Annotated in this window: 14 protein-coding genes, 2 tRNA genes and 8 pseudogenes; 19 read left to right on the forward strand and 5 right to left on the reverse strand. The window is 68.2% G+C overall.

What is annotated here, in order from left to right:
* Positions 1 to 48 precede the first annotated feature (48 nt).
* Positions 49 to 779: pseudogene (gene ompR, locus H0I39_RS14270) on the reverse strand (osmolarity response regulator transcription factor OmpR).
* Positions 780 to 940: 161 nt separating this feature from the next.
* On the opposite strand from ompR, the gene H0I39_RS14275 reads away from it, so the two are divergent.
* Both H0I39_RS14275 and H0I39_RS14280 read left to right on the forward strand, forming a co-directional pair.
* Positions 941 to 1,261: a hypothetical protein gene (locus tag H0I39_RS14275; RefSeq protein ID WP_180550952.1), complete on the forward strand. Its 321-nt coding sequence runs from the start codon at positions 941 to 943 to the stop codon at positions 1,259 to 1,261.
* Positions 1,262 to 1,383: 122 nt separating this feature from the next.
* The gene (locus H0I39_RS14280) at positions 1,384 to 2,115 is read left to right on the forward strand and encodes an SIMPL domain-containing protein (protein ID WP_373368306.1); all 732 of its coding nucleotides are present in this window, start codon (positions 1,384 to 1,386) and stop codon (positions 2,113 to 2,115) included.
* Between the two features lie 125 nt (positions 2,116 to 2,240).
* Here the strand turns inward: H0I39_RS14280 and H0I39_RS14285 are convergent, their stop codons facing one another.
* Entirely contained in the window at positions 2,241 to 2,393 is a 153-nt protein-coding gene (locus H0I39_RS14285; protein ID WP_180550953.1) for a hypothetical protein, read from the reverse strand.
* A gap of 26 nt (positions 2,394 to 2,419) precedes the next feature.
* Between H0I39_RS14285 and H0I39_RS14290 the strand changes: the two genes are divergently transcribed.
* The 5 genes and pseudogenes from H0I39_RS14290 (at position 2,420) to rimO (ending at position 7,850) form a co-directional block, all read left to right on the forward strand.
* Positions 2,420 to 3,337 (forward strand): alpha/beta fold hydrolase, encoded by a 918-nt coding sequence (locus H0I39_RS14290; protein WP_180550954.1) that lies wholly within the window; start codon positions 2,420 to 2,422, stop codon positions 3,335 to 3,337.
* Positions 3,334 to 5,548, forward strand: a pseudogene (locus H0I39_RS14295) (RelA/SpoT family protein). Before H0I39_RS14290 ends, H0I39_RS14295 begins: the two are co-directional and overlap by 4 nt.
* 65 nt (positions 5,549 to 5,613) lie before the next feature.
* Positions 5,614 to 5,690 (forward strand) — tRNA-Val (locus H0I39_RS14300).
* 152 nt (positions 5,691 to 5,842) lie between these two features.
* Positions 5,843 to 6,403: a polyhydroxyalkanoate synthesis repressor PhaR gene (gene phaR, locus H0I39_RS14305; RefSeq protein ID WP_180550955.1), complete on the forward strand. Its 561-nt coding sequence runs from the start codon at positions 5,843 to 5,845 to the stop codon at positions 6,401 to 6,403.
* A 27-nt stretch (positions 6,404 to 6,430) separates the two neighbouring features.
* A pseudogene (gene rimO, locus H0I39_RS14310) lies at positions 6,431 to 7,850 on the forward strand (30S ribosomal protein S12 methylthiotransferase RimO).
* Positions 7,851 to 7,963: 113 nt separating this feature from the next.
* Here the strand turns inward: rimO and H0I39_RS14315 are convergent.
* Positions 7,964 to 8,048: transfer RNA gene (locus tag H0I39_RS14315), tRNA-Leu, on the reverse strand.
* Positions 8,049 to 8,098: 50 nt separating this feature from the next.
* On the opposite strand from H0I39_RS14315, the pseudogene rnr reads away from it, so the two are divergent.
* Positions 8,099 to 10,364: pseudogene (gene rnr / locus H0I39_RS14320) on the forward strand (ribonuclease R).
* A 58-nt stretch (positions 10,365 to 10,422) separates the two neighbouring features.
* Positions 10,423 to 11,136: a hypothetical protein gene (locus H0I39_RS14325; RefSeq protein ID WP_180550956.1), complete on the forward strand. Its 714-nt coding sequence runs from the start codon at positions 10,423 to 10,425 to the stop codon at positions 11,134 to 11,136.
* A gap of 12 nt (positions 11,137 to 11,148) precedes the next feature.
* On the opposite strand, the pseudogene H0I39_RS14330 reads toward H0I39_RS14325, so the two are convergent.
* Together H0I39_RS14330 and H0I39_RS14335 are read right to left on the reverse strand one after the other, a co-directional pair.
* A pseudogene (locus tag H0I39_RS14330) lies at positions 11,149 to 12,684 on the reverse strand (NAD(P)H-hydrate dehydratase).
* Between the two features lie 133 nt (positions 12,685 to 12,817).
* A pseudogene (locus tag H0I39_RS14335) lies at positions 12,818 to 14,070 on the reverse strand (D-amino acid dehydrogenase).
* 284 nt (positions 14,071 to 14,354) lie between these two features.
* Between H0I39_RS14335 and rpsB the strand changes: the two are divergent.
* The 10 genes and pseudogenes from rpsB (at position 14,355) to H0I39_RS14385 (ending at position 25,105) form a co-directional block, all read left to right on the forward strand.
* A complete protein-coding gene (rpsB, locus tag H0I39_RS14340) occupies positions 14,355 to 15,113 on the forward strand; it encodes a 30S ribosomal protein S2 (protein ID WP_180550957.1) in 759 nt (252 codons plus the stop codon).
* 127 nt (positions 15,114 to 15,240) lie between these two features.
* Positions 15,241 to 16,128 (forward strand): translation elongation factor Ts, encoded by an 888-nt coding sequence (gene tsf / locus H0I39_RS14345; RefSeq protein ID WP_180550958.1) that lies wholly within the window; start codon positions 15,241 to 15,243, stop codon positions 16,126 to 16,128.
* A 164-nt stretch (positions 16,129 to 16,292) separates the two neighbouring features.
* The gene (gene pyrH, locus H0I39_RS14350; protein ID WP_180550959.1) at positions 16,293 to 17,015 is read left to right on the forward strand and encodes a UMP kinase; all 723 of its coding nucleotides are present in this window, start codon (positions 16,293 to 16,295) and stop codon (positions 17,013 to 17,015) included.
* A 91-nt stretch (positions 17,016 to 17,106) separates the two neighbouring features.
* Positions 17,107 to 17,667 carry a ribosome recycling factor gene (gene frr / locus H0I39_RS14355; protein WP_180550960.1) on the forward strand — a complete coding sequence of 187 codons (561 nt, stop codon included), beginning with the start codon at positions 17,107 to 17,109 and terminating at the stop codon, positions 17,665 to 17,667.
* Positions 17,668 to 17,876: 209 nt separating this feature from the next.
* Complete coding sequence (uppS, locus tag H0I39_RS14360) at positions 17,877 to 18,536, forward strand: polyprenyl diphosphate synthase (RefSeq protein ID WP_257646171.1); 660 nt, start codon at positions 17,877 to 17,879, stop codon at positions 18,534 to 18,536.
* 16 nt (positions 18,537 to 18,552) lie between these two features.
* Positions 18,553 to 19,413 (forward strand): phosphatidate cytidylyltransferase, encoded by an 861-nt coding sequence (locus tag H0I39_RS14365; RefSeq protein WP_180550961.1) that lies wholly within the window; start codon positions 18,553 to 18,555, stop codon positions 19,411 to 19,413.
* The gene (locus H0I39_RS14370) at positions 19,410 to 20,603 is read left to right on the forward strand and encodes a 1-deoxy-D-xylulose-5-phosphate reductoisomerase (protein ID WP_180550962.1); all 1,194 of its coding nucleotides are present in this window, start codon (positions 19,410 to 19,412) and stop codon (positions 20,601 to 20,603) included. Before H0I39_RS14365 ends, H0I39_RS14370 begins: the two co-directional genes overlap by 4 nt.
* Before the next feature lie 265 nt (positions 20,604 to 20,868).
* A pseudogene (gene rseP / locus H0I39_RS14375) lies at positions 20,869 to 22,240 on the forward strand (RIP metalloprotease RseP).
* Between the two features lie 54 nt (positions 22,241 to 22,294).
* Positions 22,295 to 24,590: pseudogene (gene bamA, locus H0I39_RS14380) on the forward strand (outer membrane protein assembly factor BamA).
* Positions 24,591 to 24,640: 50 nt separating this feature from the next.
* On the forward strand, positions 24,641 to 25,105 hold the full coding sequence (locus H0I39_RS14385) for an OmpH/Skp family outer membrane protein (protein ID WP_180550963.1): 465 nt from the start codon (positions 24,641 to 24,643) through the stop codon (positions 25,103 to 25,105).
* Positions 25,106 to 25,111 lie beyond the last annotated feature (6 nt).

A 25,111-nucleotide genomic window follows, 5' to 3' on the forward strand; every position in this document is an offset into this window, starting at 1 on the left:
CGGCCTGCCGTGGCGGCGGGGCGCAAAAGGCAGCGCAGGGGTGGCGCATCAGCTCGTGCCGTCGGGCACGAACACGTAGCCCACGCCCCACACGGTCTGGATGTAGCGCGGGCTGGCGGCGTCGGCCTCGATCAGCTTGCGCAGGCGCGAGATCTGCACGTCCAGGCTGCGGTCGAAGGGCTCGAACTCGCGCCCGCGTGCCAGTTGCGCCAGCTTCTCGCGGCTCAGCGGCTGGCGCGGGTGGCGCACCAGCGCCTTCAGCATGGCGAATTCGCCGGTGGTGAGCGAAATCTCCTCGCCGTTCTTGTGCAGCGTGCGCGCGCCGAGGTCGAAGGCGAAGGGGCCGAAGGTGACGGATTCGTTCTCGGCCGACGGCGCGCCCGGCGCCTCCTGCGGGGGCGGCGGCGCAGCACGGCGTGGATGCGCGCCAGCAGCTCGCGCGGGTTGAACGGCTTGCCCAGGTAGTCGTCGGCACCGACTTCGAGGCCGACGATGCGGTCCACGTCCTCGCCCTTGGCGGTGAGCATGATGATCGGCGTCTTGTCGCCCGCCGCGCGCAGGCGGCGGCACACCGACAGGCCGTCCTCGCCGGGCATCATGAGGTCGAGCACGATCAGGTCGATGGTGTCGCGCAGCATGATGCGCGACAGCGCCTTGGCGTCCTCGGCCACGATCACCTCGAAGCCTTCCTGCGCCAGGTAGCGGCGCAGCAGGTCGCGGATGCGCGCATCGTCATCGACGACGACGATCTTGTCGGTTCGGTTGGTTGCCTGGTTCATTCAAACCCTTCGGTCTTATTTGTAACAGACCCATTGTGGCCCTGATGCCGAAAAAATTCGGGTTTACCCGGCGTGCCTTTCACAGTGTTACATCTGTTGCCCCGCGCGGTGCCTATCTGAAGGACAAACACGTACCGGCATGGGATCGTTGGAGCGTTGTGATGACCATGAACCGCGTTCCTTTTCTGTGGCTGAGTCTGGGGCTGTGCGCGGCGCCGACCATGGCGCTGGCGCAGCTTAGCGGCGAGTCGACCGACATGGGCCCGCGCGCCGAACTGCGGCCCAGCGTGGCCGCGTCGGCTGCCGACCAGCGCAGCCCGCTGTGGATGGCGGTGGACGCCGTGCACCGCCAGCGCGAGGCCGGCAGCCCCGACCGTCGCCTGACCGCCGAGCAGCGCCTGCAGCTGCGCGAGCAGATCCGGCGCGCATCGATGCGGCCCGACCTGGAGCCACCAACCACCGCGCAGATCGGCCAGCGCTGACGCTGCACACGCTGGGCCAGGGCAGGCGCCGCAACTGCCGCCCTTGTCTGACAGGCGTGCCGAGTCAGTCATGACAAGATACTCCCCGCGCCGATCAGGCGCTTGTCGATCCCTCATTCCGCATGACCACACGCATCACCCGCACCGTGGCGATGGGCCTGTTGTTTGGCCTGGGCGCCGCGCTGGCCCACGCGCAAACCACCCCCATCAGTGCCATGACCATTGCCCCGCCCCAGAACGTGCTGCAGCTTTCGGCCACGGGCCAGGTCGAGGTGCAGCAGGACCTGCTCACGCTGTCGCTCACCACCTCGCGCGAGGGCGCCGACGCCGCCGGCGTGCAGGCCGAGCTGCGCAAGGCGCTGGACGCCGCGCTGGCGCAGGTCAAGACCACGGCACAGCCGGGGCAGATGGACGTGCGCACGGGCGACTTCAGCATCCACCCGCGCTACAACCGCGACGGCAAGATCAGCGGCTGGCAGGGCCGGGCCGAGCTGGTGCTGGAAGGGCGCGACTTCGCACGCATCACGCAGGCCGCCGCGCGCGCCAGCAGCCTGACCATCGGCAACATCGCCTTCGGCCTCAGCCGCGAACAGCGCGCCAGGGTGGAGGGCGAGGCGCAGGCGCTGGCCATCGAGCGCTTCAAGGCCCGGGCGGCCGAGATCGCCAAGGCCTTCGGCTTCGCCGGCTACACGCTGCGCGAAGTCAGCGTCAGCAGCGACGACTCGGGCTTTCAGCCGCGCATGTACGGTATGGCCAAGGCCCAGGCCATGAGCGCCGAGGCCGCCCCGGTGCCGGTGGAGCCGGGCAAGAGCATCGTGCAGGTCACGGTGTCGGGCTCGGTGCAGGCCAGGTAAGCGCGCCCTGGCGCCGCCCGGGCAGCACCGCTGGCGGGCGCAGGCATCGGGCCGCGCGTTGCCACTAGGCTGGCCGGCCGCGCTGGCGGCATTCCGCGGGACGGCCTCTGATGGTTCGAGTGCCATCATTGCTTCTGTATTGATAGCTGCTTGCGCGCGTTTTTAAAGCGTTTCAGATATAAAACTATCTGAATCTGTCTTGTACAAAGCGCAAGCAGCTCCTGTTTTTTCATGATCCCGGCTCGTTGATCCATCGGATTGCCGCCTTGCTTTACCATGGGCTCGTCCCATCTTCCTGCCGCCCATGACCCCGCCCACCCTCGCTCACGTTGCCTGTCCTGACGCGCACGGCGGCCACCGCATGGCCTACTGGCAATGGGGCGATGCGGCGGCGCCGCACCTGGTGGTGTGCACGCATGGCCTGTCGCGCCAGGGGCGCGACTTCGACGTGCTGGCCCGCGCCCTGCTGGCGCGCGCCGCTGCGCAGGGGCAGGCGCTGCGCGTGGTCTGCCCCGACGTGGTGGGCCGCGGCGAAAGCGACTGGCTGAAGGACCCGATGGGCTACCAGTTCCCCACCTACGTCGGCGACATGCTGGTGCTGCTGAACACGCTGCAGGCGCAGGCGCCCATCGCCACCTTCGACTGGGTGGGCACCAGCATGGGCGGCCTGATCGGCATGACGCTGGCCGGCATGCCCGACCTGCCGCTGCCCGCGCCCCTGCACCGGCTGGTGCTGAACGATGTTGGCCCGGTCATCGAATGGCAGGCGCTGGAGCGCATCGGCCAGTACCTGGGCAAGGCCGGCACCTTCGACTCCGTCGAGGCGGCGGCCGCGCGCATGCGCGAGATTTCCGCCGGCTTCGGCCCGCACAGCGACGAGCAGTGGCTGGCGCTGTCGCGCCCCATGCTGCGCCCGGTGCCGGGCAGCAGCTGGCGCATGCACTACGACCCGGCCATCGCCGTGCCGTATGGCGCGCTCACGCAGCAATCTGCGGCCGACGGCGAAGCCGCGCTGTGGCAGCTGTACGACCGCGTGCAGGCCGAGACGCTGGTGATCCGCGGCGCCGACTCCGACCTGCTGTCACCCGCCACCGCGCAGGCCATGGCGGCGCGCGGCCCGCGCCCGCGCGTGGTCGAATTTGCCGGTGTGGGCCACGCACCCACGCTGGTGGCGGCCGATCAGGTGGCGACGGTGCTCGACTTTCTGTTGCCCGCGCCATGAAGACGCTGGCGCTGCCATCTCAGACCTCGCGCCAGCCGCTGGCCGACGTGGTCACGGCCACGGGCGGTGGCAGCGACGTCGTCGGCGAGATGCGCGCGCGCGCCCGCGCCTTTGCCGAGCCGCTGCTGGCGGGCGAAGCCACCTCGTCGGGCGAGAACGTGCTGGCCCATGCCGATGCCACGGCCGACATCCTGGCCGGCATCGGCGGCTCCGACGACATCCAGGCCGCGGTGTACCTGAGCTACGCCAGCAGCCAGCTCAACCGCCCGGACGAGGTGATCGGCAAGGCCTTCGGCGACAGCTTTGCCCGGCTGGCCATCGAGACCTCGAAGCTGGAGCGGGTGCAGCAGCGCTCGCGCGCCAGCCGGCACGACCAACTGGGCGATTCGGAACTGGCCGGCCAGCAGACCGAGTTCGTGCGCAAGATGCTGCTGGCCTTCAGCCGCGACCTGCGCGTGGTGCTGCTGCGCCTGGCATCGCGCCTGCAGACGCTGCGCTGGTGCGCATCGGCGCGCAAGGTGCCGGCACCCAGCCTGCTGCGCGAATCGCACGAGGTGTTCGCGCCGCTGGCCAACCGCCTGGGCATCTGGCAGATCAAGTGGGAGATGGAGGACCTGATCTTCCGCTTCCAGGAGCCCGAGACCTACCGCATGGTGGCCTCGCTGCTGGACGAAAAGCGCGTCGAGCGCGAAGCCGCGCTGGAGCAGCGCCGCGCCGAGATCGAGTCGGCGCTGTGCGCCCAGGGCATCGACGCCAGCGTGACGGGGCGGCCCAAGCACATCAGTTCCATCGTGCGCAAGATGCGCGGCAAGGCGCTGGACTTCGACCAGGTGTTCGACGTGCGCGCGCTGCGCGTGCTGGTGCCCACGGTGGAGGACTGCTACCGGGCGCTCGGCTGGGTGCACCAGCGCTTCATGCCGGTGCCGCAGGAGTTCGACGACTACATCGCCAAGCCCAAGGGCAATGGCTACCAGTCGCTGCACACCGTGGTGCGCGACGGCGATGGCCGCGCGTGGGAAATCCAGATTCGCACGCACCAGATGCACCAGCACGCCGAGCACGGCGTGGCCGCGCACTGGGCCTACAAGGAGGCGGGCACCAAGGGCTATGTCGGCGTCAGCGCCGAAAGCGATTACGACGCCAAGATCGCCGTGCTGCGCCAGCTGCTGGCATGGGAGCGCGACCTCTCGGGCGCGGCGCCGCAATACGGCCTGTTCGACGACCGCATCTACGTGCTCACGCCGCAAGCCGCCATCGTCGAACTGCCGGCGGGCGCGACGGCGGTGGACTTCGCATACACGCTGCACACCGAGCTGGGCCACCGCTGCCGCGGTGCGCGCGTCGACGGCGCCATGGTGCCGCTGCACACGCCGCTGAAGAACGGCCAGACGGTCGAGGTGATCTCGGCCAAGGAGGGCGGCCCGTCGCGCGACTGGCTGAATCCCGATCTGCATTTCCTGGCCTCGTCGCGCGCCAAGTCGAAGGTGCGCGCCTGGTTCAACGCCCAGCAGACGCGCGAGACCATCGCCCGCGGGCGCGAGATGGTCGAGAAGCTGCTGCAGCGCGAAGGCCGCACCGCCATTGCGCTGGATCACCTGGCCGGTGAACTGGGCTTCAAGACGCCCGACGCGCTGTTCGAGACCGTCGGCAAGGACGAGCTGTCGCTGCGCGCCATCGAGACCGTGCTGCGCCCCCGAGCCCGTGCCCGATGCCGACGAGCAGGTGTTGCGCAAGGCGCGCACCGATGGCGGCGGTGGTGCCCGCGGCGGCGTGCTGGTGGTGGGGCTGGATTCGCTGCTCACGCAGCCGGCGCGCTGCTGCAAGCCCGCGCCGCCCGACGACATCGCGGGCTACGTCACACGCGGGCGCGGCGTCAGCGTGCACCGGCGCGACTGCAACACCTTCCGCGAACTGCAGGCGCGCGAGCCCGAACGCGTGATCGAGGTCGGCTGGAGCACGCCCGCCACCGGCCATTCGCCGGCCTACCCGGTCGACGTGGCGGTCGAGGCGCTGGACCGCCAGGGCCTGCTGCGCGACATCTCGGATTTGTTCGCGCGCGAGAAGATGAACGTCATCGGCGTGCAGACCCAGTCCGTCAAGGGCTGGGCATGGATGACCTTCACCGTCGAAGTCAGCGACACGCAGCGCCTGGCCCATGTGCTGCGCCAGGTGCAGGATGTGACCGGCGTGCGCGTGGCGCGCCGGCGCTGAAATTTCCACCGCCTTCCGCGGCCAGCCATCGCCAATCGGCTATACTCTGCGGCTTCGAATCTTTCAGGCGCGTAGCTCAGCTGGTTAGAGCACCACCTTGACATGGTGGGGGTCGTTGGTTCGAGTCCAATCGCGCCTACCAATGAAATCAAGCACTTGCGGGAAACCGTAGGTGCTTTTTTCTTGCCGGCATGAAGAAAGTACGGACAAGCGCATCAGGGTAACTCATGCCCGGTCTCGTGTGGCCTGCGACCTAGAATCTGTTGCAGTGCAGCAGTCTTCTACTCCCTGTCCATGAGCCGATCCAGAGCTTCAGCGTCCACCGCCAAGGCACCTGCGACGTCGCCAGCCAGCGATGCGCGGGTGATCAAGAAATACCCCAACCGGCGGCTGTACGACACCAGCAGCTCGTCCTACATCACGCTGGCGCAGGTGCGTGAACTGGTGATGGCGCACGAGGCGTTCGTGGTGCGCGATGCCAAGAGCGGCGAAGACCTCACGCGCAGCATCCTGCTGCAGATCATTCTGGAAGAAGAGGCCGGCGGCGCGCCGATGTTCACCGAGGCGGTGCTGGCGCACATCATCCGCTTCTACGGCCATGCACTGCAGGGCTTCATGGGGACGTACCTGGAGAAGAACATCCAGGCCTTCATCGAAATCCAGGCCAAGCTGGCCGAACAGTCCACGGGTCTGTCGCCGGAGAGCTGGGCGCAATTCATGAGCATGCAGTCGCCCATGATGCAGGGCATGATGGGCAACTACCTGGAGCAGTCGAAGACCATGTTTCTGCAGATGCAGGAGCAAATGACCCGGCAGACCGAGCAGATGCTGGGGGCGTTCGGCATCAAGCGCTGACCGGCGCCGGGCTGCGACAATTGCGGCATGAGTGAAACCAACATGCCCGCGCCGCGCATCGGCTTCGTGTCGCTGGGCTGCCCGAAGGCGCTGACCGATTCGGAACTGATCCTGACGCAGCTCTCGGCCGAGGGCTATGCGACCAGCAAGACCTTCGAGGGCGCCGACCTCGTCATCGTCAACACCTGCGGCTTCATCGACGAGGCCGTGAAGGAAAGCCTGGACACCATCGGCGAGGCGCTGTCGGTCAATGGCAAGGTCATCGTCACCGGCTGTCTTGGTGCAAAAACCATAGCTGCTGGCGCAGGTGGGACGGGCGCTGAAGGCCAAAATGATTCGGAAAACCTGATCAAGCACCTGCACCGTCGGTGCTGGCCGTCACCGGCCCGCATGCCACGCAGGAGGTGATGGACGCGGTGCACCAGCACCTGCCGAAACCGCACGACCCGTTCCTCGACCTGGTGCCGGGCGCCTTCGGCGAGGCGGGGCTGAAGCTGACGCCGCGCCACTACGCCTACCTGAAGATCAGCGAAGGCTGCAACCACCGCTGCACCTTCTGCATCATTCCGTCGATGCGCGGCGACCTGGTGAGCCGCCCGATCGGCGATGTGCTGAAGGAGGCGCGCGCGCTGTTCGAAGGCGGCGTGAAGGAGCTACTGGTCATCAGCCAGGACACCTCGGCCTACGGCGTCGATGTGAAGTACCGCACCGGCTTCTGGGACGGGCGCCCGGTGAAGACGCGGCTGCTGGAGCTGGTGCAGGCGCTGGGCGAACTGGCCGCGCCGCACGACGCGTGGGTGCGCTTGCATTACGTTTACCCGTACCCACATGTCGATGACATCCTGCCGCTGATGGCCGAAGGCAAGGTATTGCCTTATCTGGACGTGCCGTTGCAGCACAGCCATCCCGATGTGCTGCGGCGCATGAAGCGCCCAGCCAGCGGCGAGAAGAATCTGGAGCGCATCGCGCGCTGGCGCGAGATGTGTCCCGATCTGGTCATCCGCTCCACCTTCATCGCCGGGTTTCCGGGCGAGACGGAAGAAGAGTTCGAGCACCTGCTCGACTTCATGCGTGAAGCACGCATCGACCGCGCGGGTTGCTTTGCCTACTCGCCGGTCGAAGGCGCCGCTGCCAACGATCTGCCCGGCATGCTGCCCGCCGAAGTGCGCGAAGAGCGCCGCGCCCGATTCATGGCCGTGGCCGAGGAGGTGTCGACCGCCAAGCTGCGCGAGCGCATCGGGACGACGATGCGGGTGCTGGTCGATGCGGCGCCCGCCATGGGCCGACGCGGCGGGGTGGGGCGCAGTTACGCCGATGCACCCGAGATCGATGGCGTGGTGCAACTGCTGCCACCCGAAAAATCAGCAAGCAGCTGAAGGTGGGCGAGTTCACGCGGGCGCGCATCGTGGGTGCGCAAGGGCACGATTTGGTGGCCTTGCCGATCTGATGCGCGCTGGCAACAACCTGCCCGGTGGTGCCGTCTGCGGGCCACAAAAAGCCACCCGAAGGTGGCTTTCGTTGCAACCCGTCTGTTATCTTCAAACGTGTTGCGGTTTTAGTTGGTGCCCAGGAGAGGACTCGAACCTCCACGCCTCTCAGCGCTAGTACCTGAAACTAGTGCGTCTACCAATTCCGCCACCTGGGCATTTCAGGAAAGCAAGGATTCTATATCAAAATTCAGACTTTTCCAGCGGCCTGCTGGATGAAATTGAAGGCACGGTGCAAGGCCACCGCGACGGCCACGGTTTCGTGGTGCGCGACGATGGTGATCCGGACATTTATCTGCCCGCCAACGAGATGCGCGCGGTGCTGCACCGCGACCGTGTCAAGGTGCGCATCGTGCGCCAGGACCGGCGCGGCCGGCCCGAAGGGCGCGTGCTCGAGATCGTGCAGCGTCCCCGCACCCGATCATCGGGCGCTTGTTGCACGAAGGCGGCATCTGGCTGGTGGCGCCCGAGGATCGGCGCTACGGCCAGGACGTGCTGATCCCCAAGACCGCTATTGGCGCGGCCAAGACGGGCCAGGTGGTGGTGGTCGAGTTGACCGAACCGCCCGCGCTCTACGGCCAGCCCGTGGGCCGCGTGAAGGAAGTGCTGGGCGAGATCGACGACCCCGGTATGGAGATCGAGATCGCCGTGCGCAAGTACGGCGTGCCGCACGAGTTTTCCGATGCCGCCATCGGTGAGGCGCGTGCCCTGCCCGACACGGTGCAGCCGGCCGACCGGCAGGGCCGTGTCGACCTGACCGACATGCCGCTGTGCACCATCGACGGCGAGGACGCGCGCGACTTTGACGACGCCGTGTACTGCGAGCCGGCGGTGGTCAGCGGCCGCGGCAAGAAGCCCAATGGCTGGCGCCTGCTGGTGGCCATTGCCGACGTGAGCCACTACGTCAAGACCGGCAGCCCGATCGACGTGGACGCCTACGACCGCGCCACCAGCGTGTACTTTCCGCGCCGCGTGATTCCGATGCTGCCCGAGAAGCTGAGCAACGGCCTGTGCTCGCTCAACCCCGATGTCGAGCGCCTGTGCATGGTGTGCGACATGCTGGTCGATGCCAAGGGCGAGGTGGTGGCGTACCAGTTCTATCCGGCGGTGATGTTCAGCCACGCCCGCTTCACCTACACCGAGGTGGCGGCCATCCTGGCCAACACGCGCGGCCCCGAGGCGGCGCGTCGCAAGGATCGGGTGCCCGATCTGCTGAACCTGCACGACGTGTTCCGCGCGCTGCTCAAGGGCCGCCAGCCCGCGGCGCGGTCGACTTCGACACCGTGGAGACACAGATCGTCTGCGACGAGGCGGGCCACATCGAGAAGATCGTGCCGCGCGTGCGCAACGATGCCCACCGCCTGATCGAGGAATGCATGCTGGCCGCCAACGTGTGCAGCGCGGATTTCATTCAGCAGGGCAAGCAGCCCGGCCTGTACCGCGTGCACGAGGGCCCGACGCCCGAGAAGCAGGACATCCTGCGCGCCTACCTGAAGGCGCTGGGGCTGGGCCTGTCGATCAGCGACACGCCACACCCGAGCGAGTTCCAGCGCATCGCCGACGCCACCAAGGACCGGCCCGACGCCGAGCAGATCCACATGATGCTGCTGCGTTCGATGAGCCAAGCCATGTACACGCCCGTCAACAGCGGCCATTTCGGCCTGGCGTATGACGCGTACACCCACTTCACCAGCCCCATCCGGCGCTACCCCGATCTGCTGGTGCACCGCGTGATCAAGGCGATCCTCGAAGCGCGCAAGTACCAGTTGCCGGCGCTGCCCACGCCGGGCGAGGCGCACGAGAAGCTGAAGGCGCGCCTGCAGAAGAACAGCGCGGCGCGTCGTCGCAGCGACGACGAGACGCCGCAGCTCCGGCGCCAGTCGCCCGAGATGCTGGCCTGGGAGGCCGCCGGCCTGCATTGCAGCGCCAACGAGCGCCGCGCCGACGAAGCCAGCCGCGACGTCGAGGCCTGGCTCAAGTGCAAGTACATGAAGGAGCACCTGGGCGAGGAGTTCGGCGGCACGGTCAGTGCGGCCACCAGCTTCGGCCTGTTCGTCACGCTGGACGACCTGCACGTCGAAGGGCTGGTGCACATCACCGAGCTGGGCGGCGAGTACTTCCGCTCTGACGAAATCCGCCAGGAACTGCGCGGCGAGCGCACCGGCATCCGCTATGGCCTGGGCACCCGTGTGCGGGTGCAGGTGAGCCGCGTCGACCTGGACGGCCGCAAGATCGACTTCCGCCTGGTGCGCGAGGGTGACGAGCTGCTGTCGCGTGCCATGCGCGACAAGGGCGTGGCGCCGGCCGGCGAGCGCGGGCAGCCCGCCAAGGCGGCGGACAAGCGCGCCGCGCGCAAGCAGCGCGATGCCGAACGCGGCGCGCGACCCTCGCCGATCCAGGCGCTGAAGTCCGCTGTCAAGAAGGCCGCGACCAAGGTCCAGAAGAACGGCAAGGCGCGCAAACCGAGGCGCTGAATCCCCTGCCGCTCGGCCAAGCACGAGTAAATTGCTCGGGTTTGGTACAGGTTCGGGTATGACGGCCGTATTGCTGGCGGCTACACTCTTGCGCCCTCGACCGGACGGCCATGCGGTGCATCGGCACCCGCAGGCGATGTGCGGCGAGCGCGTTGGCATGCTGCACATTTATTACATCAAGACCCCGGCCGGGCAGGAGGAGATGAACGCCCGCGGCCCGGGGCTGAATGCCCGGGAGCGGCAGATCATGCTCATGTGCAGCGGACAGCGCCCGCTGCAGGTGTTGATCGAGCTGTTCGGCGAATCCGTGGTGCGCGAGTTGCACGAACTCGTCGTCCAAGGCTACCTTCAGGCCGTCCGCCGTCTGCCCGATCCGACCCCGCATCCGGCGGGTGTGTTGCAGGCGGCACCGGATTTCGCATCCGCCCGGCTGCAGACGCGGCTGACGCATACGCGGGATTTCATCACGGTGGTGGCCCAGTCGCTGGGCACGACCCTCGCTCGTGAACTGGTGTTGGCCTACAGCAGGACCACGGACCCGGAGGCCGTGCTGACCTATGCAGGCGGCTTGCTGGAGCTGTTGTTTCGCGCCGGCGACCGGAGCCGCACGCTGCGGGTGGGCTACAAGATCGCCGACCTGCTGCCGCGCGCCCTGGTGCCGCAGATGGTGGACCGCCTGCTGGACGGCCCCAATCCCGACATGGCCGCGGCGCTGTACGAGCACCTGCTGTCCGGCCAGGACGTGGTGTCGTTCGACGACGGCACGCTCTGAAGACTTGAGAGCTTAAGGCGCCAGCCGGGCGGCCAAGGCGCTGGCCGTCAGGCTGCGGCCTTCGGGCCAGGCATCGGCCACGGCGCCGTGGCGCTGCACGGCGGCGCAGGCGGCACTGAACGCCGCTTGTCCGCCCGCCAGCAGGGCGCCGACCAAGCCCGCCAGCACGTCACCCGAGCCCGGCGTGGCCAGCCGCGCGTTGCCGGTGGGGTTGATGCGCGGCACTTCGCCCGGCGCTGCGATGACGCTGCCCGAGCCCTTGAGCACCGCCACGCATTGAAAGCGTGCCGCCAGCGCCGCAGCGGCGGCCAGCCGGTCGGCCTGCACCTGGCGGGCGTCGGTGGCCAGCAGGCGCGCGGCTTCCAGCGGGTGGGGCGTCAGCACCGTGGCCTGGCCGCGTGCGGCGCGCCCGGTCAGCGCGGCCTGCAGGGCTGGGTCCTGCGCGATGGCGTTCAGCGCGTCGGCATCCAGCACCAGGCGCGGGGCCTGGGCCAGCACGGCCGGCAGCACGCCGCGCACGGCCTCGCCGCCGCCGCAGCCGCACACCACCGTCATGGCGGTCAGCGGCAGGGCATCGGGGCGGCGGAACATCAGTTCGGGCTGCGACACGTCAAGCGCCAGCGCACCATCGCCCAGCAGGCCAACGTACACGCGCCCCGCGCCGCCGTGCAGTGCGGCGCTGGCCGCCAGCAGCGCGGCGCCGGCCATGGCGGTGCCGCGCGTGGCGTCGGTTTCGCCGCCGATCACGGCCACGTCGCCGAAGCTGCCCTTGTGGCTGGCGTGCGGCGCGGCGCGGCGGGTGGTGGGGCGTTCAGCCAGGCGGTGGGCGGCTCGTCGCCGGGCGCCACGCCCAGGTCGTCGAACCACAGCGTGCCGCAGGCGTCGCGGCCTTGTGCGGTGAACAGGCCGGGCTTCAGGGTGAGCAGGCTCAGCGTGTGCCGGCGGTGACCGGGCGGTTTCAAGCCAAATCGGCCTTCAGCGCTTGGTGGACAAGCGCAATCAGCTATGAAATCAGCAGTATTCGGGGTTGGCCAGATACCGCTGTCGGCCTGCAGGCCGCTGGGCACGTCGACGGTGAGCAGCATGGCCGGGCTGGCATGCAGCTGCGCCAGCAGTTCGGCCATGCGCCCCTCCGGTGCGCGCGTGGTGCCGATGCCGAGCAGCGCGTCGATGCCCAGGTCCTGTGCGCCCAGCACGGGCGGTTCGTCGGTGAAGGTGACCTGCGCCGCGCGCGCGTTGCAGCGAGGCGCGGGCGTCGGCCGGCAGGCGATCCTCGTCGCCCAGCCACGTCACCACGGGGTTCATGCCCCACTGGCGCAGGTGCAGGGCGGCTTCCAGCCCGTCGCCGCCGTTGTTGCCGGGGCCGCAGGCGATCCAGACCGTGCGCGCATGCGGCGCCAGCGCCAGCGCCAGCCGCGCCGTGGCCAGGCCGGCGCGCTGCATCAGCGTGTGCGGCGGCAGCGCGGCCTGGGCCGTGGCCTCGATGCGGCGCGTGGCGGCCAGGTCGAACAGCGGGGCGGGGCGGTCGAGCGGCAGCAGGTGGGGCATGGCCCATTATGGGTTCAGCGCGCTGGCGCGGAACTCATGAATTGATAGTGGCTTGCGCTTGCCCTTCAATGGTTTCAAGCGAAAAATGTCTGAAATCGTTTGCTGGAGGGCGCCAGCAGCTATATTTTTACGATCAACCTGCCAGCCGCCGCACGTCCAGCCCCTCGGTGTCGATCTCCGGCGCGCGCCCCGCGATCTGGTCGGCCAGCACGCGGGCCGAGCCGCACGACAGCGCCCAGCCGCTGGAGCCGTGCCCCAGGTTGAGCCACAGGCTGGGGATGCCGCTGGCGCCGACGATGGGCGGGCCGTCGGGCAGCATGGGCCGCGCGCCCTTCCACACCTGCACGCCGCTGGACAGCCGCGCCGCGCCCGGAAACCAGTCGGCCAGCACCTTGTACAGCGTCTGGATGGCGGCATCGTTCATCGCATCGGGCGTGCCGCCGATCTCGGCCGAGCCGGCCACGCGCACGCGCTGGCCCATGCGCGTGATGGCCACCTTGTAGCGCTCGTCCATCACGCCGCTGCGCGGGCGTACACCGGCTCGGGGATGTGGGCGCTGATCGAATAGCCGTACACCGGCCGCAACGGCAGGCGCAGGCCGAGCGGTCGCAGCAGCGCCGCCGACTGCACGCCGGCGCACAGCACGATGGCGTCGAAGCGCTGCGGTGCCGTTTCGCCTGCTATATAAAGCGTAGCTGTCTGCGCTGTATCCACGGCACTGACGGCCGTATTGAACACGAAACGCGCGCCCAGCTGCTCGGCCGCGTCGCGCAGGATCACGGCGAATTGGCGGCAATTGCCCACTTCGTCCTGCGGCAGGTGCACGGCGCCGGCCAGCGGCGTGTGCGGGTGCAGCGCCGGCTCGATCTGGCGCGCCTCGTCGGCGGTGATTTCGTGGAAGGGCACTTCCAGCTCGCGCAGCAGCGCCAGGCCGGGCTGCACCATCTGCCGGTCCCGGTCGCCGCGCAGCAGCACCATGTAGCCGCTGCTGCGGTCGAAGTCGTAGGCCATGCGCGCGGCCACCTCGTGCAGGCGATGCCGGCTGTAGAAGGCCAGGCGCAGCATGCGCGTGCGGTTGGCGGCGTAGGTCGCCGGGTCGCAGGCGGCGCGCCACTGGCGCATCCAGGCCAGGTCGGCCGCCGCCAGCGGGCGCCGCACGCGCACCGGCGCGTGGCGCGCCAGCAGGTGGCCCAGCACCTTGGCCGGCATGCCGGGCGCGGCCCAGGGCGTGACGTAGCCGGGCGCCACCACGCCGGCGTTGGCAAAGCTCGCGCCCTCGGCCACGCTGGCGTGGCGCTCGAACACCGTCACCTGGTGTCCATCGGCCGCCAGTTCGTAGGCCGTGGTCACGCCGATGATGCCGGCGCCGAGGATGGCGATGTTCATGAAGACTGCAACGAGGGGAAGGGCGCGGCGGATTCTACGGGGCCGGGCTGTCGCGTGCCGTACGCGCCCGCTGCACCCCAGGCATCGGCCCGGCCGCGAGCATGGGGCGCACTGCTATAATCCGCAGGTTTTGCGTTGCCGACCCGCTGGCCGGGTGCCCGCACGGCGCGGAACAAATCGCAAACCAGCCCCACGAGGTGTTGCCGCCGGCCTTTTCACAGGCGTTCAGGCGGCGATGAGCGGGCTGGCTTTAAGACCCAACCTTCGAGAAAAAGGCTTTACCCATGTCCGTGACCATGCGTCAAATGCTGGAAGCCGGTGTCCACTTCGGCCACCAGACGCGCTTCTGGAACCCCAAGATGGCCCCGTATATCTTCGGCCATCGCAACAAGATCCACATCATCAACCTGGAAAAATCGCTGCCGATGTTCCAGGAGGCGCAGAAATACGCCAAGCAGCTGACCGCCAACCGCGGCACCATCCTGTTCGTCGGCACCAAGCGTCAGGCGCGCGAGATCGTGGCCGAGGAAGCCCGCCGCTGCGGCATGCCCTACGTCGAGCAGCGCTGGCTGGGCGGCATGCTGACCAACTTCAAGACCGTCAAGACCTCCATCAAGCGCCTGAAGGACATGAAGGCCCAGCAGGAAGCCGGCCTGGAAAGCATGAGCAAGAAAGAGCAGCTCATGTTCACCCGCGAGATGGAAAAGCTGGAGAAGGACATCGGCGGCATCCAGGACATGACCGCGCTGCCCGACGCCATCTTCATGATCGACGTGGGCTACCACAAGATTGCCGTGTCGGAAGCCAAGAAACTGGGCATCCCGCTGATCGGCGTGGTCGACTCCAACCACAACCCGGACGGCATCGACTACGTGATCCCCGGCAACGACGACTCCGCCAAGGCCGTGACGCTGTACGCCCGTGGCATGGCCGACGCCGTGCTGGAAGGCAAGGCCAACGCCGTCAACGACGTCGTGAAGGCCGTGCAGGCCGCCGAAGGCGACGACGAGTTCGTAGAGGTCGAGGACGAAAACGCCGCCTGACGACCGCGTGCGCCGCGCCATCGCGGCCGCAGGCAAAGGGGCGTCATGGCCCCTTTTTTAATGTTTCATCTTGATGAGCCCGGCCACGACGGCCGGGCCCGCACCCAAGGACCACTGGAGTAAACACATGGCAGCAATCACCGCAAGCATGGTCGCCGAACTGCGCGCCAAGACCGACGCCCCCATGATGGAGTGCAAGAAAGCCCTGACCGAGGCCGACGGCGACATGGCCAAGGCCGAGGAGCTGCTGCGCGTCAAGCTGGGCACCAAGGCCGGCAAGGCCGCCAGCCGCGTGACGGCCGAGGGCGTGATCGCCGCCCACGTGGCCGGCGACACCGGCGCCATGATCGAAGTCAACTGCGAAACCGACTTCGTGACCAAGAACGACATGTTCCTGAACATGGCCGCCGCCGCCGCCAAGCTGGTGGCCGAGCAGAACCCCGCCGACGTCGCTGCCCTGGGCGCGCTGCCCTACGAGCAGGACGGCTACGGCCCCACGCTGGAAGACGTGCGCGTCGGCCTGATCGGCAAGATCGGCGAGAACATGAGCTTCCGCCGCTTCGTGCGCAAGTCGGGCAGCAAGATCGCCAGCTATGTGCACGGCACGCGCATCGGCGTGCTGGTCGAGTACGCCGGCGACGAGACCGCCGCCAAGGATGTCGCCATGCACGTGGCCGCCATGAAGCCCGTGGCGCTGGCCAGCAGCGACGTGCCGGCCGAGCTGATCGAGAAAGAGCGCAGCGTGGCCGCCGCCAAGGCGCAGGAATCGGGCAAGCCGGCCGACATCGCCGCCAAGATGGTGGAAGGATCGGTGCAGAAGTACCTGAAGGAAGTGTCGCTGTTCAACCAGCCCTTCGTGAAGAACGACAAGCAGTCCGTCGAGCAGATGCTGAAGGAAAAGGCCACCCAGGTGACCGGCTTCACGCTGTACGTGGTGGGCGAGGGCATCGAGAAGAAGGTGGACGATTTCGCCGCCGAAGTGGCCGCCCAGGTGGCCGCGGCCAAGAACGCCTGACACCCCTGAGCGGCTGACGCCGCTTCCCCTCTCACTGGGTGAGGGGGCAACGCCGATGCCCGGCGCAGGTCCGGGCATGGCGTCCGCTGACTTGGCCTGCTCCGCGGCCCTTCGTGAATCCAACCTGTAGACTCTTGCCCGCCGCCATCCCGGAGCCTTCGCCAATGACCAAAGCCAAACCCGCCCACAAGCGCATCCTGCTCAAGCTCTCCGGTGAAGCCCTGATGGGCGACGATGCCTTCGGCATCAACCGTCCCACCATCGAGCGCATCGTGGGCGAGATCGCCGAGGTGACGCGCATGGGTGTCGAGGTGGCGGTGGTGATCGGCGGCGGCAACATCTTCCGCGGCGTGGCCGGCGGCTCCGAGGGCATGGACCGCGCCACCGCCGACTACATGGGCATGCTGGCCACCGTGATGAACGCGCTGGCGCTGGCCGACGCCATGAACCATCAGGGCCTGACGGCGCGCGTGATGAGCGCCATCGGCATCGAGCAGGTGGTCGAACCCTACGTGCGCCCCAAGGCGCTGCAGTACCTGGAAGAAGGCAAGGTGGTGGTGTTCGCCGCAGGCACCGGCAATCCTTTCTTCACCACCGACACCGCCGCCGCGCTGCGCGGGGCCGAGATCGGCGCCGAACTGGTGCTCAAGGCCACCAAGGTGGATGGCGTGTACACCGCCGATCCCAAGAAAGACCCCAAGGCCACGCGCTACGCCGAACTGAGCTTCGACGAGGCGATGACGCGCAATCTGGGCATCATGGATGCCACGGCGTTCGCCCTGTGCCGCGACCAGAAACTGCCGATCAAGGTGTTCTCGATCTTCAAGCCCGGCGCGCTGAAAAGCGTGGTGCTGGGTGCCGACGAAGGCACGCTGGTGCACGCCTGAGCACCGTTGCAGCCGCCGCGCGCCCAGGCGCCGCGGCCCTCTTCGCGCGCCCGTCAGCGTGGCGCAATAATCGACCTCTGGAGAGACCGATATGACCATTGCCGACATCAAGCAGAACGCCCAGGTCAAGATGGACCAGTCCATTGCCGCGTTCAAGAACAACCTCACCAAGATCCGCACCGGCCGCGCCAACCCCGCGCTGCTGGACACCATCCACGTCGAGTACTACGGCAACCATGTGCCGCTGTCGCAGGTGGCCAACGTGTCGCTGCTGGATGCGCGCACCATCAGCGTGCAGCCGTGGGAAAAGGGCATGGGGGCCAAGATCGAGAAGGCCATCCGCGAGAGCGACCTGGGCCTGAACCCCGCCAGCATGGGCGATTTGATCCGCGTGCCGATGCCGCCGATGAGCGAGGAACGCCGCAAGGAGATGACCAAGATCGTGCGCTCCGAGGGCGAGAACGCCAAGATCGCCATCCGCAACCTGCGCCGCGACGCCAACGAGGCGGTGAAGAAGCTGGTCAAGGACAAGGAAGCCACCGAGGACGACCAGAAGCGCACCGAGGCCGATGTCCAGAAGGTCACCGACAAGCACATCGCCGAGATCGATGCGCTGGTGGCGTCCAAGGAAAAGGACATCATGGAGGTGTGATGCTCCCCGAGGCGCTGCGCGCCTCCCCCAGGGGACTACGCTGGTGGCCGGGGCACCCCGGCCACGGCGTTCTGGGATGGCCTGCTCCGCGGCCTCTGGAACGGGCTGGCTTGGCAGCCCTTTGATTCGTTCACACCCGCGCGCATGGCACAAGCTTCTTTCAGCGCTGTACCTCACCACATCGCCATCGTGATGGACGGCAACGGCCGCTGGGCCCGGCGCCGCCTGCTGCCGCGCGTGGCCGGCCATCGGCAGGGGTCGAGTCGCTGCGCCGCTGCATCCGCGCCTGCGCCGAGCGCGGTGTGAAGGTGCTCACCGTGTTCGCCTTCTCGTCCGAGAACTGGAACCGGCCGGAGGACGAGGTCAGCGGCCTGATGGAGCTGATGGGCAAGGCGCTGACGCGCGAAGTGCCCGAGCTAAAGAAGAGCGGCATCCGCCTGTATTTCGTCGGTGACCGGCAATCGCTGTCCGAGCGCATGCGGCAAGGCCTGACGCAGGCGGAAGGCCAGACCGCCGACAATGCCCGCATGGTGCTGAACGTGTGCTTCAACTACGGTGGCCGCTGGGACATCGCGCAGGCGGCCGCCAGGCTGGCCGCGCGTGGCGAGCCGATCACCGAAGCGGCGCTGGGCCGCGCCATGGCGCTGGCCCACGTGCCCGACCCCGACCTGCTGATCCGCACCGGCGGCGAGCAGCGCATCAGCAACTTCCTGCTGTGGCAATGCGCCTACAGCGAGCTGTATTTCAGCGACCGGCTGTGGCCCGACTTCGACGAAGCCGCGCTGGACGAAGCCATGGCCGCGTTCGCCGAGCGCGAGCGCCGCTTCGGCAAGACCTCCGAGCAGGTCGCGCAGCAGGCCACGGGCTGACGAGGGGAGCCGGACCATGCTGCTGCAACGTGTCATCACCGCGCTGGTGCTGCTGGCCATCCTGCTGCCGGCGCTATTCGCGTCCACGCCCGTGCCGTTCATTGCGCTGTCGCTGGTGCTGATTGCCGCCGCGGCGTGGGAGTGGGCGCGGCTGAATGGTCTGAAAGGCGGCGCCGCCATCGCCACCGGCGCGGCCTGCCTGGCCGTGTGCGTGGCCCTGTGGTGGGGCGGCGCGGTCGAGCGGCCGCTGCCCCTGCTGTGGATCGCTGTCGCGCTGGCCTGGGTGCTGGGCGGTGCCGTGGTGCTGCGGCGCGGTGTGGCGGGTTGGCCGCAGCTGCCGCTGGTGTTGCGTTGGGTCATCGGCATCAGTGCACTGTGCGTGGCCTGGCTGGCGATGGCGCAGGCGCGGCGCATCGGCGTCAACTTTCTGCTGTCGGTGATGGTGCTGGTGTGGGCGGCCGACATCTTTGCCTACTTCTTCGGTCGCGCGCTGGGCGGCAAGCTGACGGGCGGCCGCAAGCTGGCGCCGGCCATCAGCCCCGGCAAGAGCTGGGAAGGCGTGTGGGGCGGCATGCTGGGCGTGCTGTTGGTGGCGATAGGGTGGGTATGCCTTGACAGCGCTTACCAGACGGGCGCTGCCAGCCTGTACACCCGGCTGTATGAGTCCGGCGCCATGCTGTTGGTGCTGGGTGCGGTGTTTCTGTCTGCCATGAGCGTGGTGGGCGACCTGTTCGAATCGCTGGTCAAGCGCAGCGCGGGCATGAAGGATTCGAGCAACCTGCTGCCCGGTCACGGCGGCGTGCTGGATCGCATCGACGCGCTGCTGCCCACGCTGCCGCTGGCGATGATGCTGGTCACGCTGGGGCAGGGCGCATGAAGAAGCAGCGCCTGGCGGTGCTGGGCAGCACCGGGTCGATTGGCGGCAACACGCTCGATGTGGTGGCGCGCCACCCGGACCGCTTCGAGGTGGTCGCGCTGACGGCGGCCACCCAGGTCGACGCCATGCTGGCGCAGTGCGAGCAGTTCCGCCCGCGCGTGGCGGTGATGGCGAGCGCGCCGCACGCCGCCGAACTGGCCGAGAAAATAAAGCAAAAAGGCCTTCCGACGCAGGTGGATCAAGCGCCAGATGCTCTTGAAAAAGTAGCATCTTCGGGCGAGGTCGACACCGTCATGGCCGCCATCGTCGGCGCCGCCGGCCTAGCGCCGTGCCTGGCTGCGGCGCGCGCCGGCAAGCGGCTGCTGCTGGCCAACAAGGAGGCGCTGGTGGTCGGCGGCGAGGTGTTCCTGCGCGCCGTGCGCGAGGGCGGCGCCGCGCTGCTGCCCATCGACAGCGAGCATTCCGCCATCTTCCAGTCGCTGCCCGACGATCCGGCCACCTGGGGCCAGCGCATCGACAAGATCATCCTCACCGCCTCGGGCGGGCCGTTTCGCACCCGCGCGCCGGCCAGCCTGTGCGAGGTCACGCCCGAACAGGCCTGCGCCCACCCCAACTGGGTGATGGGCCGCAAGATCTCGGTCGACTCGGCCACCATGATGAACAAGGCGCTGGAGGTGATCGAGGCGCGCTACCTGTTCGGCGTGTCGCCCGATCAGCTCGACGTGGTGATCCACCCGCAGAGCGTGATCCACTCGATGGTGCAGTACCGCGACACCTCGGTCGTCGCGCAGCTGGGCACGCCCGACATGCGCGTGCCCATCGCCTACGGCCTGTCGTGGCCCGAGCGCATCGAAAGCGGCGCCGGCGCGCTCGACTTTCGCAACTTGCAGAACCTGACCTTCGAGCCCATCGACGGCGACGGCCACCGCGAGCGCTACCCCGGCCTGGCGCTGGCCTGGGAATCGCTGCGCGGCGAATCGGGCAGTTGCGCCGTGCTGAACGCGGCCAACGAGGTGGCCGTGGCGGCCTTCCTGGAGCGGCAGATCCGCTTCGACCAGATCCACGCCGTCAACCGTGCCACGCTGGACGAGGTGCAGCCGAACGCACCCGACGGGCTGGAGGCGCTGCTCGACCTGGACGCCCGCGCGCGCGCCGCCGCGCTGGCCACGGTGCGCCTGCTGGCGGTTTGAGCATCCTTGCAGGAGCGGGCTTGCCCGCGATACGGCACCTTCTCACCGCTGCCTCCTGCATCGCGGGCAAGTCCGCTCCCACAAGACCGAACTCCAATATTGATAGTGGGCAGCGCAGGCCAGTCAATCATTTCAAGCCGAAACGATCTGAAATCATTGTGTGACGGGGGCAAGCAGCTATGTTTTTTGATGTTCCTGCCGAATCTTCAACGTACCGCCCGCCCGCGCACTGAACTTTTCCCCGCCAACACGGACAATACGCCCCATGCTGTTGACACTGATTGCCTTCATCGTCGCCCTCGGCCTGCTGATCGCCGTGCATGAGTGGGGCCACTACCGCATGGCCGTAGCGCGCGGCGTCAAGGTGCTGCGTTTTTCGGTCGGCTTCGGCAAGCAGATCGCGCGCTTCAAGCCGAAGAACCAGCGCCCCGGCCAGGACACCGAATTCGTCATCGGCGCCATCCCCTTCGGCGGCTACGTGAAGATGCTGGACGAGCGCGAGGCGCCCGTGGCGGCAGAAGAGCGGCACCTGGCCTTCAACACCCAGCCGCTGAAGTCGCGCGCCCTCATCGTCGCCGCCGGGCCGGCGGCCAACCTGATCCTGGCGGTGCTGCTGTACGCGCTGGTCAACTGGATCGGCGTGAACGAGCCGCGCGCCATCCTGTCGCCGCCGGTCGCTGGCTCGCTGGCCGCGCAGGCCGGTCTGCAGGGCGGCGAAACCGTGCGCCAGGCGGCGCTGGCCGGGGATGAGCTGAAGCCCGTCGCCTCGTTCGAATCGCTGCGCTGGGTGCTGACGCGCGGCGCGCTCGACGGGCAGGACGTGGTGCTGGAAGTGGCGCGCACCGATGGCCGCGGCCGCGAGCTGACGCTGCCGCTGTCGAGCCTGAAGCTGCGCGACCCCGATGCGCGGCTGTTCCGCGCCATCGGCATCGTCTCACCCCTCACCACGCCCACCATGGGCGAGGTGATGGACGGCGGCGCCGCGCAGCGCGCCGGCCTGCAGCCCGGCGACGTGGTGCGCCGCGTCGGCAACGCGCCGGTGCAGGACGGCCAGCAACTGCGCGAGCTGATCCGCGCCTCGGCGGCCGACGGCGCGCCGCCCGCCACGGACTGGCAGATCGAGCGCGACGGCCGCAGCCTGACGCTGCAGGTGCAGCCCGAGGCGCAGGACGACAAGGGCCAGCGCGTGGGCCGCATCGGCGCCTACGTGGGCGGCCTCCCGAGATGGTGAAGGTGCGCCAGGGGCCGCTGGACGGCCTGTGGTCGGGCGCGGTGCGGGTGTGGGAGGTCTCGGCCCTGTCGCTCAAGCTGCTGGGCCGCATGCTGATGGGCGAGCTGTCGCTGAAGAACCTCAGCGGGCCCATCGCCATCGCCGATTACGCGGGCAAGTCGGCGGCGCTGGGGCTGACCTATTACCTCGGCTTTTTGGCCTTCATCAGCGTCAGCCTGGGCATCCTGAACCTGCTGCCGGTGCCGGTCCTCGATGGGGGCACCTGATGTATTATCTTTGGGAGGCCGTGACGGGCAAACCCGTCACCGGTGTGTGGCTGGAGCGCCTGCAATACGTGGGCATGTCCTTGCTGCTGGCCATGATGGCCATCGCGATGTACAACGACGTCGTTGCTCGCCTGGGCTGATCGAACCGAACCATCCTACCGGCCTCGCGCGGCCGCCGTCCTCTCGAAGCATTCATGAAATCCATCGCTCAACGATTCCGCCTGCGGTCCGTGACTTCGCTGGTGGCCATGGCGTTCGCCACGCAACTGGCCTGGGCGATCGACCCGTTCACCGTGCGCGACATCCGCGTCGAAGGCCTGCAGCGCGTGGAGCCGGGCACCGTCTTCGCCTCGCTGCCGGTGCGCGTGGGCGAGACCTACAACGACGAGAAGGGCGCCGCCGCCATCCGCTCGCTGTTCGGCCTGGGCCTGTTCAACGACGTGCGTCTGGAGGTGCAGGGCGACGTGCTGGTGGTCATCGTGCAGGAGCGGCCCACCGTGGCCTCGGTCGAATTCGCCGGCAACCGCGAGTTCAGCAACGAAGTGCTGCAGGGCGTGCTGCGCGATGCCGGCCTGGCCGCCGGCCGGCCGTATGACCGTGCCCTGGCCGACCGCGCCGAGCAGGAGCTGAAGCGCCAGTACATCAACCGCAGCCTGTACGGGGCCGAGGTGCAGACCACCGTCACGCCGTCCGAGCGCAACCAGGTGCGCCTGACCTTCAACGTCACCGAAGGCCGGCCCGCGCGCATCAAGGACATCGACATCGTCGGCAACCAGGCGTTCTCGGACAAGCGGCTGAAGGACCTGTTTGACCTCGACACCGGCAACTGGATGTCGTGGTACACCAAGAGCGACCAGTACTCGCGCGCCAAGCTCAACGCCGACTTGAGGCGCTGCGCTCGTTCTACCTGGCACGCGGCTACCTCGACTTCAAGATCGACTCCACCCAGGTCGCCATGGCGCCGGACAAGGAATCGATCAGCGTCACCGTCAACGTCACCGAGGGCGACCGCTTCGTGGTCTCCGGCGTGTCGCTGGACGGCAACTTCCTCGAGCGCGACGACGAGTTCAAGTCGCTCATCAAGATCAAGCCGGGCGAGGCCTACAACGCCGACCTGGTGGCCGAGACCACGCAGGCCTTCACCGAGCACTTCGGCAACTACGGCTTCGCCTTCGCCCACGTCGAGGCCGTGCCCGAGGTCGACCGCGTCAACAACCGTGTGGCCATCGTCATCAAGGCCGAGCCGTCGCGCCGCGCCTACGTACGCCGCATCAACATCCAGGGCAACACGCGCACGCGCGACGAAGTCATCCGGCGCGAATTCCGCCAGTTCGAATCGAGCTGGTACGACGCCGAGAAGATCCGCCTGTCGCGCGACCGCGTCGACCGCCTGGGCTACTTCACCGAGCTGTCGGTGACCACGGCCGAGGTGCCGGGCGCGCCCGACCAGGTCGACCTGAACGTCGACGTGAAGGAAAAGCCCACCGGCAACGTCACCATCGGCGCCGGCTATTCGTCGGCCGAGAAGCTGGCCTTCACCTTCGGCCTGACGCAGGACAACGCCTTCGGCTCCGGCAACAAGCTCGATCTGCAGCTGAACACCGGCAAGTACAACCGCACCGTGGTGGTCAGCGCCACCGACCCGTACTTCACCGCCAACGGCGTGTCGCGCACGGTGGACGTGTACTACCGCACCCAGAAGCCGTACCAGGACCAGGGCGGCAATTACACGCTGATCACCATGGGCGCGGGCCTGAAGTTCGGTGTGCCCGTCACCGAGCTGGACACCGTTTACCTGGGCATGAACGCCGAGCGCACGCGCATCAAGCCCGGCACCAACATTCCCGCGGCCTACCTGGATTACGCCGAGCGTTTCGGCTACACCAGCTCGGCCTTCCCGTTCACGCTGGGCTGGTCGCGCGATTCGCGCGACAGCGCGCTGGCGCCCAACTCGGGCCGCTACCAGCGCCTGCTGGGCGAGCTGGGCCTGTTCGGCGATGCGCGCTACGTCAAGGCCAACTACCAGTACCAGCAGTACATGCCGCTCAACAAGTTCTACACGCTGGCCTTCAACGGCGAGCTGGGCTGGGGCAAGGGCCTGAGCGGGCGGCCGTTCCCGGTGTTCAAGAACTTCTACTCCGGCGGTCTGGGTTCGGTGCGCGGCTACGAACAGTCCACCCTGGGCCCGCGCGACGTGACCGGCGCCTACATCGGCGGCACGCGCAAGGTCACGCTGAACACCGAGCTCATCATGCCCTTCCCCGGCGCCGGCAACGACCGCACGCTGCGCCTGTTCGGCTTTGTCGACGCCGGCGCGCTGTACGGCGAAGGCGAGAAGATCAGCGGCGATGCGCTGCGCTATTCCACCGGTGTCGGCCTGAGCTGGATTTCGCCCTGGGTCCGCTGCGCTTTGCCTTCGCGGTGCCCCTGCGCAAGCGCCCGGGCGATAGAATCCAGCGTTTCCAATTCCAGATCGGAACCTCGTTTTGAAGCAGTATCTTTCTCGCAGCCTGTGGCTGGCCCTGTGGGCCGGGGCGGTCATGTTGGCACCATCGGTGCAGGCGCAGGATGCCGCGCGCATCGGCTTCGTCAACACCGACCGCATGCTGCGCGAGGCCGCGCCCGCCAAGGCCGCGCAGACCAAGCTGGAGCAGGAGTTCTCGCGCCGCGAGAAGGAGATCGACGACGCCGGCCTGGCGCTGAAGACCGCCTCCGAGCGCTTCGAGCGCGAGGCGCCGACCATGAGCGAAAGCCAGCGCAACACGCGCCAGCGCCAGCTGCTGGAGCAGGATCGCGAGTTCCAGCGCAAGCGCCGCGAATTCCAGGAAGACCTGAACGCGCGCAAGCAGGAAGAACTGCAGCACATCCTCGACCGCGCCAACCGCGTCGTCAAGCAGGTGGCCGAGGCCGAGAAGTACGACGTCATCCTGCAGGAAGCCGTGTACGTCAACCCGCGGCTCGACATCACCGACAAGGTGATCAAGGCGCTGAACGCCGGCAAGTGAGCGCGG

Origin of the sequence: Ottowia beijingensis, from assembly GCF_013423955.1 — a bacterium.
Lineage (GTDB): Bacteria > Pseudomonadota > Gammaproteobacteria > Burkholderiales > Burkholderiaceae_C > Ottowia > Ottowia beijingensis.

Bases quoted from the DNA above. Each gene is read 5' to 3' on its own strand.
- H0I39_RS14275 (WP_180550952.1), top strand. From the start codon at position 941: ATGACCATGAACCGCGTTCCTTTTCTGTGGCTGAGTCTGGGGCTGTGC.
- H0I39_RS14280 (WP_373368306.1), top strand. From the start codon at position 1,384: ATGACCACACGCATCACCCGCACCGTGGCGATGGGCCTGTTGTTTGGC.
- H0I39_RS14285 (WP_180550953.1), bottom strand. From the start codon at position 2,393: ATGGTAAAGCAAGGCGGCAATCCGATGGATCAACGAGCCGGGATCATG.
- H0I39_RS14290 (WP_180550954.1), top strand. From the start codon at position 2,420: ATGACCCCGCCCACCCTCGCTCACGTTGCCTGTCCTGACGCGCACGGC.
- phaR (WP_180550955.1), top strand. From the start codon at position 5,843: ATGAGCCGATCCAGAGCTTCAGCGTCCACCGCCAAGGCACCTGCGACG.
- H0I39_RS14325 (WP_180550956.1), top strand. From the start codon at position 10,423: ATGACGGCCGTATTGCTGGCGGCTACACTCTTGCGCCCTCGACCGGAC.
- rpsB (WP_180550957.1), top strand. From the start codon at position 14,355: ATGTCCGTGACCATGCGTCAAATGCTGGAAGCCGGTGTCCACTTCGGC.
- tsf (WP_180550958.1), top strand. From the start codon at position 15,241: ATGGCAGCAATCACCGCAAGCATGGTCGCCGAACTGCGCGCCAAGACC.
- pyrH (WP_180550959.1), top strand. From the start codon at position 16,293: ATGACCAAAGCCAAACCCGCCCACAAGCGCATCCTGCTCAAGCTCTCC.
- frr (WP_180550960.1), top strand. From the start codon at position 17,107: ATGACCATTGCCGACATCAAGCAGAACGCCCAGGTCAAGATGGACCAG.
- H0I39_RS14365 (WP_180550961.1), top strand. From the start codon at position 18,553: ATGCTGCTGCAACGTGTCATCACCGCGCTGGTGCTGCTGGCCATCCTG.
- H0I39_RS14370 (WP_180550962.1), top strand. From the start codon at position 19,410: ATGAAGAAGCAGCGCCTGGCGGTGCTGGGCAGCACCGGGTCGATTGGC.
- H0I39_RS14385 (WP_180550963.1), top strand. From the start codon at position 24,641: ATGTTGGCACCATCGGTGCAGGCGCAGGATGCCGCGCGCATCGGCTTC.